Here is a 16,667-nt window from a genome sequence, read left to right on the forward strand (position 1 = left end):
TCTAAATTACCTTGCAATTTTCAATTATTTTTTCTTATAAATTTTGACCTTACCTTCTGCGTTGTTATTCAGTATTTGAACCTTTCCAAACCCAAGAGCTTCAATCTTTGGTTTGATTAAGGATTCGGTACCTACTGCAACAATCAGCATATTGTCAGGAGTCAAATATTGCTTCGCAAAATTATTGATATCTTCTTTAGTCAGTGAATTAATTATTTCTGCTTGCTTCTTTTTATAATCGGCATCTAAATTTCTATTTACAATACCAAATAAGAATGAAGCTTTGCCAAAAGAAGATTCATAATCCAATGCATCACTGGAAATCAATGCACTCTTTGTGAATGCAAGTTCCTCATCAGTAATGCCTTCTTCTTTATATTTCTTGATAATATTCAGAATCTCTACAATGGCACTATCTGTTGCTTCTGCTTTTACACTGGCACTCACGACATAATAACCCGGGTAGTTTTTATATGGCGCACTGAAACCTGAACGAATTCCGTAGGTCCAACCATGATCTTCTCTTATAGACAAGTTCAATCTTGAATTAAAATTACCACCCAGAATAAAATTCATCACATTGGCTTTAAAGAAATCGCCATAAGTGTCATATTTCATTGCCCTATTACCCATAATTAAGAAAGACTGAGAAGCAAAGTCCTTATTGATTATAAATGCTTGAGTAGTTTGATATTCAGGGAACTTAGCAATTACGGGGAATGTAACTTCCTTTCTCTCCCATTTATCCATAAAACTCAGTGCATTCTTCACTTCGTCTTGACTAACCTCTCCTACTACCACTATTTTAGTAAATTGTGGCGTTATAAAACTTTGGTAATACCTCACAATATCTTCCAATTTAATTTTCATGAATTCATTGTAATTACCTGAAGCAACTTTACCAAGCGGGTTGTTATCATTATAAATCAATCGGCTAAACGCCTTAGAAGCAACCACACCTGAATTCAAACGCATATTGGCAATACTTTCGCCCAAACGTTTACGAAGTAAATCATAGTCTTCACGCTCAAAATTAGGACCAAACATCATCTCCTCCAAGAGTGCCATCGTTTCATTAATTTTATCTTTATAGCAACTTACAAAGCAAGAAATTCCGGTACTACCACCTGAGAATGAGATACTGCTACCCAACCTCTCTAATGCACTTTCTAATTCAGCAGCTGGGAATTTCTTTGTACTTTCATTCATCATCTGAGCAGTAAAATAGGCTGTTCCATAAGGAAATTTCTTACCATCTTCAAGTAACTGACCTCCTTCAAAATTAATCATAAACATTACCTTAGGAGTTTTATTGCTTTGTGTGCCAATAACTTCGACAGAGTTCTTAGTTGTGAATCTGAAGAAATCAGGGGTTTGAACAATCTTTGCAGGAGGAGGAACAGGTCTTTTACTTCTATCAAAATTATCAACAGGTCTGTGATACTCTAATCCTTCAAACTCTGAGTAATCAGGTTTTGCTTCACTATAAGGGTTGAAACTTTCGAATGGTTTTTTCTTAGCTCCCGGTTGGTCATACATAGGGTCACGTTCAACAGTGATACATGCATAGTTTTTATTCTTTACATAGCGCAAAAACACTCTCAGCACATCTGCTTTTGTTACTTTTCTATATCTTTCAATATCTTGATCAAGATTGAAGCCTTTGCCGGGCATAGCCATTTCATAAGAAGTAAGTAAGCCTGCCTTACCTGCATTCGTCTCAAGATATCCATACATGTTTGTGATAAAACTTTCCTTAACTCTTTCTAGATCTTCTTCGGTAAAGCCTTCTTTTTCAAAATCCTCAATCGTTTTTAAAATTAATTCACGGGTTTCAAGTGGTGAAATACCAGGGTATGCCACAGCTTGTATAGTAAATTCACCTGATAACTCAAAAGTTGGATGCTCTACATCTACTTGTACTGCTTTTTCAGGCTTAACAAAATTCTTATAGAAAACAGAGTTTCTGCCTCCTGCCATCAATTGAGAAAGAATATCCAATGCCGGCTCATCTTTGTGATAAGCAGGAACTGTAGGGTAAACAAAAAGTGTCAAAGGCAAATAAATATTGTCTTTATATGTTTTATAATCACTTTCCGGCAGTCTAACAGGTTTAGGCACGAGTCTGCTCACTTCAGGTCCTTTGGGAATTGAGCCAAAATATTTCTCAACCATTTTGACTACATCTTCTGTAACTACATCGCCAGACACCACCAAAATAGCATTGTTTGGTCCATAATAACGCAAGAAAAAGTTATTCAAATCCTCTTTTGTAGCTCTGTCTAAATCATCAGTAAAACCAATTGTGGGCCATGAATATGGGTGACCGGATGGGTATAACAATTGATCTTTCACTTCATCTACAAAACCGTAAGGCACATCATAACGTTGTGACTTTTCGTTTTTCACAGTTTTTCTTTGTACCTCAAACTTATCTACCGTAAAAGCATTTGGCAAGAAGCCCATTCTATCAGATTCTAACCAAAGCATCGTTTCTAACATGTTGCTAGGAACAGTCTCAAAGTAATTTGTTCTGTCTCTATTGGTAGTTCCATTCATTTCTCCACCTGCTTCTTGCACAATTTTAAAGTGTTCCTCATCTCCAACATGTTCAGAACCTTGAAACATCATGTGTTCAAAAAAGTGTGCAAATCCGGAACGACCAGGTAATTCTCTATTTGAACCAACTTTGTAAGTAACTTCAACATGAACCACGGGAGACGAATTGTCTTCTACTACAAACACGGTCAACCCATTGGCTAATTCATACTTGCTATAAGGGATAATGTATTTTCCTTTTTGAGGCTCAACCTTCTCAATTAATTTAGTTGTACCTAATGCTTGAGAGAAGCCTGACAAAGGAATAATAATCAGACTTAACAAAGTAAACAGCTTAAAAAATTGCTTCATAATTTGATTTGTAAAATTCGGGTCAAAAATAGGCATTGAATTGCTATTGTTCAAAAGCTTCGATTAAATTCTTGCACTTGTTGTCTAATATAAAAATTCACTTCATTCAGAATGAGTTCCTTAAGGATTGTTTTTCATCAAATACCTTTTCCCTGTATTAACACATCACAGATTACACTCATCTTCACCAATTATCATTTAACAAGATTTTGTATCATCAGTCCGTCTCATAACTCCCTTAGTTCAATTTCCACAGTTAAACTACGCATCTAGTTCAATTCTAAGCAACTTTAAAGAAGCTTTTTTAACATATATTTTCCTAACATGAAAAATAAGATGCTGTAAAACGTCTTTAAATAGCTTGTGGGGAGCGCAAAACAAAGTCAAGTTCTTTAAGAAACTTTTTGAGCAGGTTTGCGACTCAAATATTGAAGATTCTGCGGAGGTTGTAAATATAGCAACCCAAACAGACAAACTGATTTAAAAAAGGAATATTAATAACAATCAAATGGTTAACAAACGATAAAGTTTTCAGACAGTTTGCGGCTATTCCTAATCGTATGCATTTCACTGTATCAAGCCATTGTCATCTTTTGCATAAGCATTACTTTAAACTATGTGAATAAAAATTCACCAACAGATTTCATTAGAATTTCAACTTTGCATCCATGTCCACAACTGTAATAATACTGGCAGTAATTATCATTTCTGCCTTTTTGATGCTCCGATATGCTCACAAATTCATTTTCAAAATCATCGGTTTAATACTCTTTATTCCTGCAATATTATTGGCATTATATCTTTTTAACCTGCCCCCTTTCAGCAAAAATATTTTTGCAAGAGATAATCTTAACAAAAAATTCTGCATGAATGAAAACACGCAAGACGTATGTGCCTGCATAGTGAAACCATATACAAAACTGTTAGAAGAAAAATTTGATAAAGAAGAGTTAGTGGAATTAGAAAAGAAGAATTATGAAAGTGCCTACGTCTTTTCAAAGCTTTCTTCACAAGTTGCCATTCAAACCACCTTATGTACCGGCAGTGAAGACAGCTCAAAAAAACTGATGGAAAAGTTTGTCAAGGAAATATCGCCTTTTGGTTATTCCACCGCTAAAACTGCTGAATGGTTTAAATCTACCACTGAATTATTAGAAGAAAAACAAGACAGAAAAAAGGAAATAGATGGCAAATTAGATTCTTAATTTAATCATCTGTATATTATTTCAACCTCTCTTTTATTTATAAACATTCTAAATAAGGAGCGTAAGAGTAATTATATTGATTAACTTTGCCGCGCAATAGAACAAATACAATGGGAAAAGTAACTTATAAATTTGAGGATGGTACACCTGAAGAAACTCATGATATTGAAGAAGGTGAAAGTGTACTTGAAGTAGCATTAGACAATGATATTCATTTAAACCACAATTGTGGTGGGGTATGTGCTTGTTCAACGTGTCACATTTATTTTGAAGAAGGAGAAGATCATGTCCAAGAAATGAGCGATGACGAAGAAGATTTTGTTGACAGAGCACGCAATCCTCGTATAAATTCGCGACTTGCATGTCAATGCGTATTGGAAAACGGAGATGCACATTTAGTGGTAACCATTCCTGACCAGTCGGGAATCATTGGTAGTTAAAACAAGAAATAAAATATGGAACATAAAACATTTGAACCACCCATTCATTGGCAAGATCACGAAGATATTGCGATGGCATTATATGAAAAATTCGGTGATGAATTTGATGAAAGTAAAATCTATCGTATTAGATTTACTGACCTCATTGAATGGGTTTTATCTCTCCCAAATTTTCATGGAAAACGTGAAGAATGTAACGAAGGACACTTAGAGATGATTCAATCCCAATGGGTATATGAATGGCGAGACAACCAATAATTTATTCTTTGACACTGCAAAATATGTTAATTCTAGAGAATCTTAAGAAAATCAAATGCTTCATTTTTGATGTAGATGGAGTACTATCAGATGGCAGCATCATCATAACTGAAGAAGGGGCACAGTTGCGCAACATGTCTATCAAAGACGGCTATGCACTCAGAAAAGCCTTAGAATCAGGATATATTATTGCAGTTATTAGTGGAGGAAACTCTCAAGGCGTGAAGGAGCGTTTGAACTACCTTGGCATAAAAGAGGTTTATTTGGGGATTCGCAATAAAATTGAGATTTTTGATAAACTGATTGAAGAATATGAACTCACTCCCGGGGAAGTATTATATATGGGAGATGATATTCCTGACATAGAGATTCTCAAGAAATGTGGTGTTCCCTGTTGTCCGGCAGATGCAGTAGCAGAAGTAAAAGAAGTAAGTAGCTATATTTCACCCAATACCGGTGGACACGAATGTGTAAGAGATGTCATTGAAAAAACATTAAAGGTTCAAAAAAAGTGGCTTTAGCCCGATGTGCTTAGTATATTGCACACTTCCTCTTTTTTTAAAACAGTAAAACCCCAGCTCATAGAATATTTTATTTGTAATCATTATAAATAGTAACTTTGAAACCAATTAAGAACACTTAAAAACAATATTATCATGATTAAACACATAGCAAATGCCGTTTGGAAAGGCACAGTTAAAGAAGGCAACGGACAAATTACAACCCGTAGCAAAGTATTAGAAAATACTCAGTATTCATTCAAATCACGTTTTGAAAATGGAGCAGGGACCAACCCTGATGAACTTTTAGCAGCATCACATGCAGGATGTTTTGCAATGGCAACCAGTCTACTTTTAGGTAAAGAAGGTTATACCCCTGAATCACTTGAAGCAAAATGTGAACTCACAATGAATCCTGACAAACTTGAGATAACTGCTTCACATCTTACTTTGCATGCAAGAATTCCTAACATTTCAAATGCTAAATTCTTAGAGATTGCAAACCATGCTAAAGAAGCATGTCCAATCAGCAAAGTGCTGAATTGCACCATCACATTAGATGCCTCATTGGCAAGTGCACAGTAACTATCACTCACAATGACTGCACCAAAAGTGCAGTCATTTTTTTTAATAAATATGGAAATAAAAATTATCAAACTATTTCTACGCTTAGCCTTAGCAGCAGGTTTTCTCTATGCTTCTATAGACAGACTGAATGACATAATAGGCATACTCAATCCTAACACAGTCTTTTGGGGAAATTGGAACAACTTTGTTGCTTATACTTCTAAATTAATGCCATGGTTTCCTCACTGGCTTGTACTGACTTTAGCAATCATTGCAACTATATGTGAAATTGTATTTGGGATATGTTTACTCATTGGATGGAAAACCAACCAGGCAGCACGCTTGAGCGGTGTGTTACTTCTATTGTTTGCCATTTTTATGAGCCTGACAGTGGGACTTCCAACTGTATTTGCATATTCAGTATATAGCGCATCGGCTGCGGCATTTGCACTAAGTACATTTAAAGTAAAATTTTTAGAATTTAAATAACAATCACCATGAACGAAAACAATGATTTTTACCCACCTTCCTCAGCGGAAAATAATAGACAAAAGGCAGAATTAGCACCAAAACAAATTGAAGCATGGCGCACCTTCAGCAGAACAGTCTTTAAAGAAGGCGTTTTGGATGAAAAAACGAAACAACTCATAGCAGTTGCGGTTGCACACGTAACCCAATGCCCTTATTGCATTAAAGCACATGTTCCAATGGCAATGCACAAAGGAGCCAGCAAACAAGAAATTATGGAAGCAATATGGGTAGCATCTGAAATGCGTGCAGGAGCTGCTTATGCTCATGCAACGATTGCAATGGATGCAATGGAAAGGGCAGAAAAAAACAATGAACATCAAAGCTAATCAATAAAATAAATCATGTACAGACTAAATTACGGGGCAGCAGACCCTAAAGCAATGAAAGCCATGTTAGGCTTAGAAGAATATGCATCTCAAGCAGGTATAGAACGTAGTTTATATGAATTAGTGAAAACAAGAGCTTCGCAAATCAACGGTTGTGCTTATTGTTTAGACATGCATACAAAAGATGCAAGACATGCAGGCGAAACTGAACAACGATTATATTGCCTTCCGGCTTGGCGCGAAACTTCGTTTTATACTGAAAGAGAACGTGCAGCATTGGAATGGACTGAAGTAGTAACATTGATAGCCCAAAACCACATTTCTGATGAACTGTACAACTCAGTAAAAAAATATTTTACAGATCAAGAGATGGTAGCATTAACAATGGCAATCATCGCAATCAATGGTTGGAATAGATTAGCTATCAGCTTTAAGACAGAGGCAGGCACCTATAAACCCGGCAGTCACAGCAGTTCCAACAAAAAATAATGAATTTAACGAATAAAGTAGCAGTCGTTACAGGTGCCGGTAGTGGCTTGGGGGCTTCTATTGCAGAAGCACTGATAAACAAGGGCGCTTCTGTATTTGGAATCGCACGCAATCAAGACGCACTGAAACGCATTCACACAAAATTGGGCGACAAATTTACTCCTGTTCAACTTGATATAACTGACCAAGAAGCAATTACCTCTTGGGTAAAAAACACCTTGTCAAACACTCATGCTCCCGACATTCTTGTAAACAATGCCGGCATAGGCGGATTTGCTAAAATTGATACTATGCAAAGTGATGATTGGTTAAACATGATAAACACTAATCTCAATGGAATGTATTTCATCACCTCACAAATAGTACCTTTGTTAAAATCAAACAAAAACGTTACACACATAGTAAATATTGGCTCCATTTTAGGCACAATGGGCAGAGAAGAAGGAACAGCTTATTGTACTACAAAATACGGGGTGAGCGGGTTTAGTGATGCACTGTATAAGGAATTACGTCTATACAAAATCAAAGTAACCTGTATCAACCCGGGCTCAATTGAAACAGGTTTCTTTCAAAGCTCAGGGATAAACCCACATGAAAACATGCTCCATCCTGCAGATGTAGCAGACACTATTATCCATGTTTTAGAAACACCGGACAACTTGCTGATAAACGAATTGACACTTAGACCTTTAAATCCAAAGGAGCCTAAGCAAATATAAGGCAGTAATCAGTTATGAAAAAAATCATTATTAAACGAGTTTATGAAGAACCAACTGCTCAAGACGGCTATCGAATTCTTGTTGACCGCTTATGGCCCAGAGGCATCAGTAAAGAAAAAGCAGAAATTAAAGAATGGCTCAAAGAATTAGCTCCAAGTACAGAACTTAGAAAATGGTTCCATCACGAACCTACACTGTTCCCTGAATTCAAAACAAAATATATTGACGAACTAAAAGCGCAAACACAAACACTAAACCGCATTTCTTCCATGGCAAATCAAGAACAGATTTGCTTGGTGTATAGTGCCAAAGACGAAAAACACAACCAAGCCATAGTGCTGAAAGAACTCATAGCGCAAGAGTAGGTGCATTGCAGCTAATTTCTTATAGATATTTGAAAAATAGCCTACCTTTGCAACCCTTTATGCAGATACAGGTATTAAAGTCAAAAATACACGGTGCAAAAGTTACTGAGACCGAATTGAACTATATCGGCAGCATCACTATTGATGAAGATTTGCTGGATGCAGCAAACATGATTGAGAACGAGAAAGTACTTGTAGTCAACAACAATAATGGTGAACGTTTTGAAACCTACATTATCAAAGGTGAAAGAGGCAGTGGAGTGATAGGAATTAATGGTGCGGCTGCCAGAAAAGGCATCGTTGGAGACACCGTGATTATTATATCATTTGCGCTGATGGAATTTGAAGAAGCTAGAAGACACAAGCCTACAGTTGTTTTCCCAAACGATTTTAATAAAATTTAGGTGACTTCGAAAACAAAAAAACTCCTCAGAATAGTATTCTTTGCTCTGATTGGAGTGATTGTTTTGTTCTTGGTTTTTAGGAACATTGATTGGAACAAGTTTTTACAAGGCGTTTCTGAGGCTAAGTTATCTTGGATACTGTTAGCAATGGTTGTGGGAGCATTGGGGCATTGGATTAGGGCTGCCAGATGGACTATCATGCTAAGATCTATTGGCTATAATTCTGCAAAAACTTATCCCGGTTTCTTGTCTGTGTTAGCGGGTTATTTTATCAACCTTGCAATCCCACGTGCCGGTGAAATTTCTCGCTGCGCACTCATGGGTGATGTGTGCAAAATTCCCGTTCAGAAACTCATAGGCACTGTTGTTACCGAACGAATCATTGATTTGTTGATGACAGCTTTTATTGTCGCTTTAGTTCTTTGGTTGCAATTCGAACTGCTGTATGGATTTACTAACAATAATATTTTCATTCCTCTATCCGACAAATTCAAAGCATTTTACGAATTCAGTCTTTTCTACCCTATTATAATTGGGGTAGCGTTTATTGGATTTGTACTTTATGCTCTGTTCAAAAAGAAACAGAAAGCAAACAATCAAAAGGAAAATAAAATCTTCCGTTTTATTACAGGAATTTTGGATGGAGTCAAAAGTGTATTCCAACTCAATCAACCCATACTTTTCACCCTCCAAACCTTTGGGATTTGGCTCACTTACTTAGGTTCTACGATTTGCATTTTACAAGCATTCAGCTTTACCGAAGCAGAAGGCATCAGTACAGGATTAAGTGTCCTCCTCTTTTCAACAATAGGGGTGATTGTTCCTGCTCCCGGAGGCATTGGCAGTATTTGGACTACACAAAATGGACTTATAGAAATCTATGGTTACAGCTTAGAACATGCAACCTTGTTTGCCAGTCTGCTGTTTTTTACTCAAGTAATTGGTTTCATAATTTTGGGTACTTTTGCATTGGTTCATCTCAGTATCCTGAAAAGCAAAAGCGATGCGCAACCCCAATCATAAAATAGTAAAGCTCGAAGACGGTTTAAGAATTCTTGAGGTTCAAAAGAAATTCGGGAAAAAGATAATTTTCACCAATGGTTGCTTTGACATTTTACACAGAGGACATATAGAATACTTATTTGCTGCCAGACAGCTTGGTGATTTCTTAGTGTTGGGCATCAATTCCGACAACTCTATACGAAGATTAGGCAAATCCCCATCCAGACCTTTACAAGACGAACAAGGGCGAGCGCTTGCCATTGCTTCTCTTTACTTTGTTGACATGGTAATCATTTTTGATGAGGATACTCCGTTGCATCTGATCAGCAACATACTCCCCAATATTTTAGTCAAAGGTGCGGATTACAAACCGGAAGACATTGTGGGTTACAAGGAAGTAACAGAAAATGGCGGCAGTGTTATTACCATTCCATTTATTGAAGGGTATTCAACTACTGCAATAGAACAAAAAATTCTCAGAGAAAATATCCAAAGGTGAGACTGCATTACACAACCTTTTTATTGCTCCTATTCTATTCACTTTTCTTGCCTGCCCAACCGGCAAAAGTTGACTCATCCGCGGTCTTTGTTGTTCAGAATATCTTTATGCTGGGGAACAAAAAAACGAATGAGAGCATTATTCTGAGAGAACTGACTTTCAAAAAAGGCGACAACCTCCCCTTTTACGCTCTCTCTACACATTTTGAGAAAAGCGAAAATCAACTGCTTAACACCGATTTGTTTAATGCAGTAGATGTTTTCAATGACTCTAATCAAAATGTGTATGTGATAGTAAAAGAAGACTGGTACATTTACCCCATCCCCATTTTGCAGATAGCAGACCGAAACTTCAACCAATGGTGGCTCACCAAAGACTTCTCAAGACTCAATTACGGCATACGCTTGGATTGGTATAACTTCTCAGGCAAAGCAGACAAACTGAAACTGTTGCTTAATCTTGGCTACACAAAACAAGTCGGATTATCTTATGAAGTGCCTTTCATAGACAAAAACAAACATTGGGGAATTGGTGCTGCGGGAGTATTCTCAACAAATAGAGAAGTATGGGCATATCCCAACAATGACAAGTTAGTATTCTTTTCTGACCAAAATAATTTTTTAATTAAACGGAAATCTCTTGGAATTAACACAACATACAGAAAGGGGTATTTTGACAAACACAATATTGGAATCAGCTTTTTAGATGTTCAAATAGCAGACACAGTCGCCTCTGCAGAAGTAAACTCAAATTATCTCTTTGGCGGACATAACAAACAACAAACAATCAATATTGCTTATTCATATACTTATGACAAACGAGACATCAGAGGATATCCTTTAAAAGGCTATTTCATAAAAACAATTGCCGAACTTGATTTATATAATCCCAACAAGGGGTTTAGCGGATTCAATACCGAATTAACAGCCATTGCAAACATTTACATACCTATTGCAAAAAACATTTACGCTAATTCAGGAATCACAACTTCCACTTCACGATTAGACAAAGCACCCTATATTTATACTCCTTCCTTAGGTTATGCAAACACTTTTGTGAGAGGATATGAATATTATGTTGTTGACGGTAAAGATTATTTTCTCTGGAGATCAAACCTAAAGTACGCTTTGGTAAACAATAAAAAATACTACTCACGCACCTTACCACACGCTTTCAGTACCGTTTCTTTTTCATGTATGGCAGGTATTTTCTATGACTTGGGGTTTATGCATAGTCCTTATGTGTATGCAAACAACCGTCTGCCTAATACCTTGCTGCATGGGTTTGGTGCAGGCATAGACTTGATTTTCTTTTATGACCGTGTGCTCCGTTTAGAATTCACACAAAATGGTCTTAAAGAACATGGTTTTTATTTAAGTTTTTATGCCCCTTTATAAGCAGACACACGCTACTTTATAAACACTATTTTCTCCTCTATCTTTGCCGCATGAACTATTTATCCGTAGAAAACCTAAGCCGCAGATTTGGAGACAGGGTATTGTTTGAGAATCTCAGTTTTGGCATAGAGCGCGGAGACAAGATAGCATTCATAGCTCCCAATGGAACCGGCAAATCCTCCCTAATGAGAATACTAGCAGGACTTGAGCCTCCGGACAATGGACAGGTCATTGTCCGAAATGGAATCAGGGTTGCCCTGCTTGAACAAGAACCACATTTCGACCCCGGTAGCACAGTTATTGAAAGTGTTTTCGAAGGAGACTCTCCCATTGCAAGAGCTGTGAGTAAATACCAAGAATGTTTAGAATCGGGAGATACTAAAGCGATTCATGATGCTTTTGAACAATTGGATAATTTAGATGCTTGGGATTTTGAGGCAAAAGCGGAGCAAATCTTAGCTAAATTAAAAGTAAGACAATTAAAACAATTAGTAGAGAATCTTTCGGGTGGACAAAAACGCAGATTGGCATTAGCAAAAATACTGTTGTCAGAACCTGACTTGTTACTGTTAGATGAGCCGACCAACCACTTAGACATTGACATGGTGGAATGGCTTGAAAACTATCTGTCTGCAAACAATATCACCCTGTTTATGGTTACACACGATAGATTCTTTTTAGATAGAGTATGTAATGAAATTCTCGAATTAGATAATCGTCAACTATATACATATAAAGGTAACTACAATTACTTTCTTGAAAAACGTGAAGAACGCTACGCAAATTTGGCGGTCAATATTACTAAAGCTAAAAATTTATATAGTCGAGAATTAGAGTGGATACGCAAACAGCCCAAAGCGCGTACAACAAAATCACAGTCACGAATAGATGCATTTGAAGATTTAAGTAAAAAAGCAAATCAAAAAATTACAGAACGACAGCTACACCTCAAGTCAGAAATGATTCGATTGGGCAACAAAGTCATTAATGCACACAACATCGGAATGCAATTCAATGATGAAGAATGGTTATTTCTAAATTTTGCTTATAAGTTTCTACCGGGGGAAAGAGTTGGAATTCTGGGTAACAATGGAAGTGGGAAATCAACTTTAGTCAAAATTTTAACCCAACAACTCAAACCCAGTCAAGGACATGTTGATATTGGAGACACAGTTGTGTTTGGATATTTTGGTCAAGACGGGCTTCAATACAAAGAGGGACAAAGAATTATTGAATTGGTAAAAGAAATAGCAGAGAACTTTGAATTACCTGAGGGCAAACAGGTAAATGCTGCTCAGCTCTTAGAAAGATTCTTATTCCCCAGGAATTCCCATTACACACCCATTGCTCAGTTGAGCGGAGGCGAAAAAAGACGTTTATACCTTCTCACTGTTTTACTAAAAAAACCAAATGTACTCATCCTTGATGAACCAACAAACGACTTGGACATTCTGACACTCAACGTATTGGAAGATTATTTAGAGAATTTTGCAGGCTGTTTGATCATTATTTCTCACGACCGATTTTTCTTAGACAAACTCTGCGACCATTTATTTGTGTTTGAACAAAACCGCACCATCAAAGACTATCCGGGCAACTACAGTCAATACAAAGAATACTTCTTACAGAAAGAACCTGTGCAACCAGAACCTAAGATGGAAAAATCCGTACCCAAACAAGTTCAAAAAACCGGTGATAAAGGCGATAAAAAAAAACTCAGTTATAAAGAAAAAGTTGAGTTAGAAAATATTCCCCAAGAACTTGAGGATTTGGAACAGGAAAAACAATTGCTCACTGACACATTAACCAATCCTGCACTTTCACACGAAGAACTTCATACAATCAGCCAACGACTCTCAGAAATTATGAATCTTATAGACACAAAGGAAATACGATGGCTTGAGTTGTCAGAGTAGCACTCAGTCTATTCTGATTCCTGCTTTATTTATCCAAATATTTTGGATAACACAATTGTATGCTGCACTTTCGCAAACATGAAAATTTCAACCAAAGGACTTCTTTATACAATTGTAACCTTTAGCCTTGTTTTACTTTCTTCACTTAATAGTCATGCACAAACACTTAATTCAGGTGAAATATACAAAGAGATTCAAAAACTGAATCAGTTTGGTTCTGTACTGTATATAGCGGCACATCCTGATGATGAAAATACAAGATTGATTAGTTATCTATCCAAAGGAAAACTATATCGTGTCGGTTATTTATCACTGACAAGAGGCGATGGCGGTCAAAACTTAATCGGTGCAGAACAAGGGGTTGAACTTGGTGTGATTCGAACAAATGAACTCTTGCAAGCTCGTAGCATTGATGGTGCAGAACAATTCTTTACCCGAGCTTATGACTTTGGTTATTCAAAAAACCCAACAGAGACTTTTGCATTTTGGAATAAAGACTCCGTACTGCGTGATGTAGTTTGGGTTATACGCAAATTCAGACCCGATGTAATTATCACCCGTTTCCCCGAGACCGGAGAAGGTGGACATGGCCATCACACTGCATCTGCAATATTGGCAAAAGAAGCATTCAAAGCGGCTGCTGACCCCAATATGTTTCCTGAGCAACTAAGTGAAGTTTCTGTTTGGCAAGCAAAAAAACTTTTTTGGAACACTTTTAACTTTGGCTCAAATAATACAATTTCTGAAGACCAGTTTAAAATTAATGTAGGAACTTTCGATCCGATATTAAGACATAGTTATGGTGAAATTTCTGCAAAAAGTCGCTCAAAGCACAGTAGTCAGGGCTTTGGCACTGCGTTAGAACGCAAACCAATTTATGAATACTTTGTAACATGGGAAGGCAATAAACCTTCATCCTCCTTTATGGAAGGAATTGATACCGGTTGGACAATGGCAGTAACCAACCCCTCAAAAGCCAAAACCATTACACAACAAGTTAACAACATTCTAAACAAATTTGATTTTACAGACCCTTCAAAATCCCTGTCTGCTCTCTATGCATTGCGTAGTAAAATAGAACAAAACTATGAATTTACATCTCCTTCCTTGTTTTGGTTAAATCAAAAGATTGAAGCAATCAACAATATTATTGGTCAATGTGCCGGGGTGTATTGCGAACTCACTACCGACAAGCAATTTTTAGTACCGGGTCAAACCATTCAAGTCAAACTTTCACTTATCTCCCGAATTCCTCAAGTAAATGGATTTAAAGTAAGAATAAAATTTGCTCCTTTTGATTTTACTCAACAAATTAGTTCGCAATACTGGGACACTACATTTTCTTTTCAAATCCCGGAATACTTAGATTATGATATCTCACAACCTTATTGGTTAAAAAATCAGAGAAGCAAAGGGCTGTTTGCAGATCCTGGACTTGCTTTACTTGGCAAAGCTGAGAACCCTACGCTTTTCAAAGCAGAGATAGAACTCAACATAAGTAACCCCAATATTTTCATCTCAATAAACCCAAACCTACGATTCAAATATAATGACCCATCTAAAGGAGAGGTTTATCAACCTGTTTTCATAGTTCCTCCAGCAGTTATTCTTCCTGAAAACGAACGCACTTTCTTTCAGCTATCTGAAACAACCCCACAGGTAGTTGAGAAGATTATTCATGTCAAAGTAAAATGCTACCAAGAGAATTTTAAAGGTAATTTTTTTGTTGAAGTACCGGAAGACTGGCAACTGCTTAACTCTCCCGAAGATTTCAAATTAGATTTAGGTACTGTCGGAAGTGAAAAAAACATCGAAATCAGGCTAAAACTTTTTACTAATCCGGAGAATATTCGAAACAAAGGAAGTTATACCGCCCCACTATCCTATTATATTATTTTACCTACAGGGCAACAACTTGACTTTGCAGAGAAACAAATTCGATACCCCCATATTCCAAATCAAATTCTTTTTTCAAAAGCAAAAACAGAACTTGTGCTTTCTCTTGTAAGCACAGAAATGTCACAAAAAATTGGGAAGGTTGGCTATATACCGGGAGCCGGTGACAAAGTGATGGAATGCCTAAGAGAAATTGGTATTGATATTCAAGAAATAAGCAACAACGACCTTAATAATCCGGCAATATTAGGAATGTTCCGCACTATAATAACCGGGGTCAGGGCATTCAATGTCCGCCCTGAATTGAAAGCACAAATGCCAAATCTGTTGTCATTTGTACAGAACGGTGGCAGACTGCTTGTACAATACAATACAAACAATCGTATTGCGCCTTTAAACTTCGACATAGCTCCTTATCCACTCACAATTACAGCCAAAAGAATAACAGACGAAACTGCAAAAGTTACCTTTTTAGAATCAGGACATAAGCTAATGCATGCTCCCTTTCATATCATACCTTCTGACTTTGACAATTGGGTACAAGAGCGTGGAATCTACTTTGCAGGAAAAAGAGATAGCAGATATATTTCATTGTTATCAATTGCAGATCCAAATGAAGAAGCAAATGATGGCGGCTTAATATATACCGACTATGGCAAAGGCAGCTATCTATATACAGGGCTAGTATTTTTCAGGGAACTTCCCGCAGGAAACATGGGTGCATTTAGGTTGATGACTAATTTAATTTATAATCCATAGAAAAAATAAAATTGAGTTTTTTCTAAAAACCAAAATGTTATATTTGCACCCCCGAAACGGCTATCCGCACCCATAGCTCAACAGGATAGAGCAACTGCCTTCTAAGCAGTAGGTTTCAGGTTCGAGTCCTGATGGGTGCGCCCTGCAAGACAAGTCGTCAGAAATGGCGGCTTTTTTTGTTTTGTCGGTTTGTAACTCATTGGTAATCCGGAAGAAAGCAGAAATAACCGAATTTCCGTCAGGTGTTCGATACTGCTCTTTCTCAAAAAGCAGTTTTTCAGGAAAGATTGAACTCAAAAATATTTGCTTGCCCTCTAAATCCAATTTCAGCCATAGCCTTTTCAGGTTTTCCATTACCCGAAAGGCAAACTGCATTTGCGAAAGCACATCTTCGTTTGTATCCGCAAACTCCGCTTTCCTGACTTCCAATATCATCAGTTCTTTTTCGTATGATTCTTTTAACCGTTCGTAGGAATCTACCTTG

Annotated in this window: 17 protein-coding genes and 1 tRNA gene; 17 read left to right on the top strand and 1 reads right to left on the bottom strand. The window is 37.0% G+C overall.

All coding sequences use genetic code 11. From position 1 onward, the window contains the following. Positions 1-24: 24 nt before the first annotated feature. On the bottom strand, positions 25-2,910 hold the full coding sequence (locus M0R38_08655) for an insulinase family protein (GenBank protein MCK9481813.1): 2,886 nt from the start codon (positions 2,908-2,910) through the stop codon (positions 25-27). Positions 2,911-3,578: 668 nt separating this feature from the next. On the opposite strand from M0R38_08655, the gene M0R38_08660 reads away from it, so the two are divergent. The 17 genes from M0R38_08660 (at position 3,579) to M0R38_08740 (ending at position 16,323) form a co-directional block, all read left to right on the top strand. Further along, a complete protein-coding gene (locus M0R38_08660; GenBank protein MCK9481814.1) occupies positions 3,579-4,115 on the top strand; it encodes a hypothetical protein in 537 nt (178 codons plus the stop codon). A gap of 110 nt (positions 4,116-4,225) precedes the next feature. Next, positions 4,226-4,555 carry a 2Fe-2S iron-sulfur cluster-binding protein gene (locus M0R38_08665; GenBank protein ID MCK9481815.1) on the top strand — a complete coding sequence of 110 codons (330 nt, stop codon included), beginning with the start codon at positions 4,226-4,228 and terminating at the stop codon, positions 4,553-4,555. A 15-nt stretch (positions 4,556-4,570) separates the two neighbouring features. Continuing rightward, entirely contained in the window at positions 4,571-4,813 is a 243-nt protein-coding gene (gene iscX / locus M0R38_08670) for a Fe-S cluster assembly protein IscX (protein ID MCK9481816.1), read from the top strand. 23 nt (positions 4,814-4,836) lie between these two features. Continuing rightward, complete coding sequence (locus M0R38_08675; protein MCK9481817.1) at positions 4,837-5,334, top strand: HAD-IIIA family hydrolase; 498 nt, start codon at positions 4,837-4,839, stop codon at positions 5,332-5,334. 138 nt (positions 5,335-5,472) lie between these two features. Next, positions 5,473-5,898: an OsmC family protein gene (locus M0R38_08680; protein ID MCK9481818.1), complete on the top strand. Its 426-nt coding sequence runs from the start codon at positions 5,473-5,475 to the stop codon at positions 5,896-5,898. 51 nt (positions 5,899-5,949) lie between these two features. After that, positions 5,950-6,369 carry a DoxX family membrane protein gene (locus M0R38_08685; GenBank protein ID MCK9481819.1) on the top strand — a complete coding sequence of 140 codons (420 nt, stop codon included), beginning with the start codon at positions 5,950-5,952 and terminating at the stop codon, positions 6,367-6,369. A gap of 8 nt (positions 6,370-6,377) precedes the next feature. Then, entirely contained in the window at positions 6,378-6,737 is a 360-nt protein-coding gene (locus tag M0R38_08690; protein ID MCK9481820.1) for a carboxymuconolactone decarboxylase family protein, read from the top strand. 12 nt (positions 6,738-6,749) lie between these two features. Continuing rightward, complete coding sequence (locus M0R38_08695; protein MCK9481821.1) at positions 6,750-7,226, top strand: carboxymuconolactone decarboxylase family protein; 477 nt, start codon at positions 6,750-6,752, stop codon at positions 7,224-7,226. Beyond that, entirely contained in the window at positions 7,226-7,945 is a 720-nt protein-coding gene (locus M0R38_08700; protein MCK9481822.1) for an SDR family oxidoreductase, read from the top strand. The genes M0R38_08695 and M0R38_08700 overlap by 1 nt, the downstream gene beginning before the upstream one ends. A 14-nt stretch (positions 7,946-7,959) precedes the next feature. Continuing rightward, positions 7,960-8,310 (top strand): DUF488 domain-containing protein, encoded by a 351-nt coding sequence (locus tag M0R38_08705; protein MCK9481823.1) that lies wholly within the window; start codon positions 7,960-7,962, stop codon positions 8,308-8,310. A 59-nt stretch (positions 8,311-8,369) separates the two neighbouring features. Beyond that, on the top strand, positions 8,370-8,714 hold the full coding sequence (locus tag M0R38_08710) for an aspartate 1-decarboxylase (GenBank protein ID MCK9481824.1): 345 nt from the start codon (positions 8,370-8,372) through the stop codon (positions 8,712-8,714). Next, the gene (locus M0R38_08715) at positions 8,715-9,737 is read left to right on the top strand and encodes a flippase-like domain-containing protein (protein ID MCK9481825.1); all 1,023 of its coding nucleotides are present in this window, start codon (positions 8,715-8,717) and stop codon (positions 9,735-9,737) included. After that, the gene (gene rfaE2 / locus M0R38_08720; protein MCK9481826.1) at positions 9,718-10,215 is read left to right on the top strand and encodes a D-glycero-beta-D-manno-heptose 1-phosphate adenylyltransferase; all 498 of its coding nucleotides are present in this window, start codon (positions 9,718-9,720) and stop codon (positions 10,213-10,215) included. The genes M0R38_08715 and rfaE2 overlap by 20 nt, the downstream gene beginning before the upstream one ends. Positions 10,216-10,322: 107 nt before the next feature. Further along, a complete protein-coding gene (locus tag M0R38_08725; protein ID MCK9481827.1) occupies positions 10,323-11,612 on the top strand; it encodes a BamA/TamA family outer membrane protein in 1,290 nt (429 codons plus the stop codon). Positions 11,613-11,662: 50 nt separating this feature from the next. Continuing rightward, entirely contained in the window at positions 11,663-13,528 is a 1,866-nt protein-coding gene (locus M0R38_08730) for an ABC-F family ATP-binding cassette domain-containing protein (GenBank protein ID MCK9481828.1), read from the top strand. 78 nt (positions 13,529-13,606) lie between these two features. Continuing rightward, complete coding sequence (locus tag M0R38_08735) at positions 13,607-16,183, top strand: PIG-L family deacetylase (protein ID MCK9481829.1); 2,577 nt, start codon at positions 13,607-13,609, stop codon at positions 16,181-16,183. Between the two features lie 66 nt (positions 16,184-16,249). Next, positions 16,250-16,323, top strand: a tRNA-Arg gene (locus M0R38_08740). The last annotated feature ends 344 nt before the right edge of the window (positions 16,324-16,667 follow it).

It is taken from the genome of Bacteroidia bacterium, assembly GCA_023228875.1.
Taxonomy (GTDB): Bacteria; Bacteroidota; Bacteroidia; order NS11-12g; family UBA955; genus JALOAG01.

What these genes read in the sequence shown, in the direction of transcription:
- M0R38_08725 (MCK9481827.1), top strand. Translation starts at nt 10,323, where the DNA reads ATGCTGGGGAACAAAAAAACGAATGAGAGCATTATTCTGAGAGAACTG.
- iscX (MCK9481816.1), top strand. Translation starts at nt 4,571, where the DNA reads ATGGAACATAAAACATTTGAACCACCCATTCATTGGCAAGATCACGAA.
- M0R38_08665 (MCK9481815.1), top strand. Translation starts at nt 4,226, where the DNA reads ATGGGAAAAGTAACTTATAAATTTGAGGATGGTACACCTGAAGAAACT.
- M0R38_08690 (MCK9481820.1), top strand. Translation starts at nt 6,378, where the DNA reads ATGAACGAAAACAATGATTTTTACCCACCTTCCTCAGCGGAAAATAAT.
- M0R38_08685 (MCK9481819.1), top strand. Translation starts at nt 5,950, where the DNA reads ATGGAAATAAAAATTATCAAACTATTTCTACGCTTAGCCTTAGCAGCA.
- M0R38_08735 (MCK9481829.1), top strand. Translation starts at nt 13,607, where the DNA reads ATGAAAATTTCAACCAAAGGACTTCTTTATACAATTGTAACCTTTAGC.
- M0R38_08700 (MCK9481822.1), top strand. Translation starts at nt 7,226, where the DNA reads ATGAATTTAACGAATAAAGTAGCAGTCGTTACAGGTGCCGGTAGTGGC.
- M0R38_08655 (MCK9481813.1), bottom strand. Translation starts at nt 2,910, where the DNA reads ATGAAGCAATTTTTTAAGCTGTTTACTTTGTTAAGTCTGATTATTATT.
- M0R38_08705 (MCK9481823.1), top strand. Translation starts at nt 7,960, where the DNA reads ATGAAAAAAATCATTATTAAACGAGTTTATGAAGAACCAACTGCTCAA.
- M0R38_08730 (MCK9481828.1), top strand. Translation starts at nt 11,663, where the DNA reads ATGAACTATTTATCCGTAGAAAACCTAAGCCGCAGATTTGGAGACAGG.
- M0R38_08675 (MCK9481817.1), top strand. Translation starts at nt 4,837, where the DNA reads ATGTTAATTCTAGAGAATCTTAAGAAAATCAAATGCTTCATTTTTGAT.
- rfaE2 (MCK9481826.1), top strand. Translation starts at nt 9,718, where the DNA reads ATGCGCAACCCCAATCATAAAATAGTAAAGCTCGAAGACGGTTTAAGA.
- M0R38_08660 (MCK9481814.1), top strand. Translation starts at nt 3,579, where the DNA reads ATGTCCACAACTGTAATAATACTGGCAGTAATTATCATTTCTGCCTTT.
- M0R38_08710 (MCK9481824.1), top strand. Translation starts at nt 8,370, where the DNA reads ATGCAGATACAGGTATTAAAGTCAAAAATACACGGTGCAAAAGTTACT.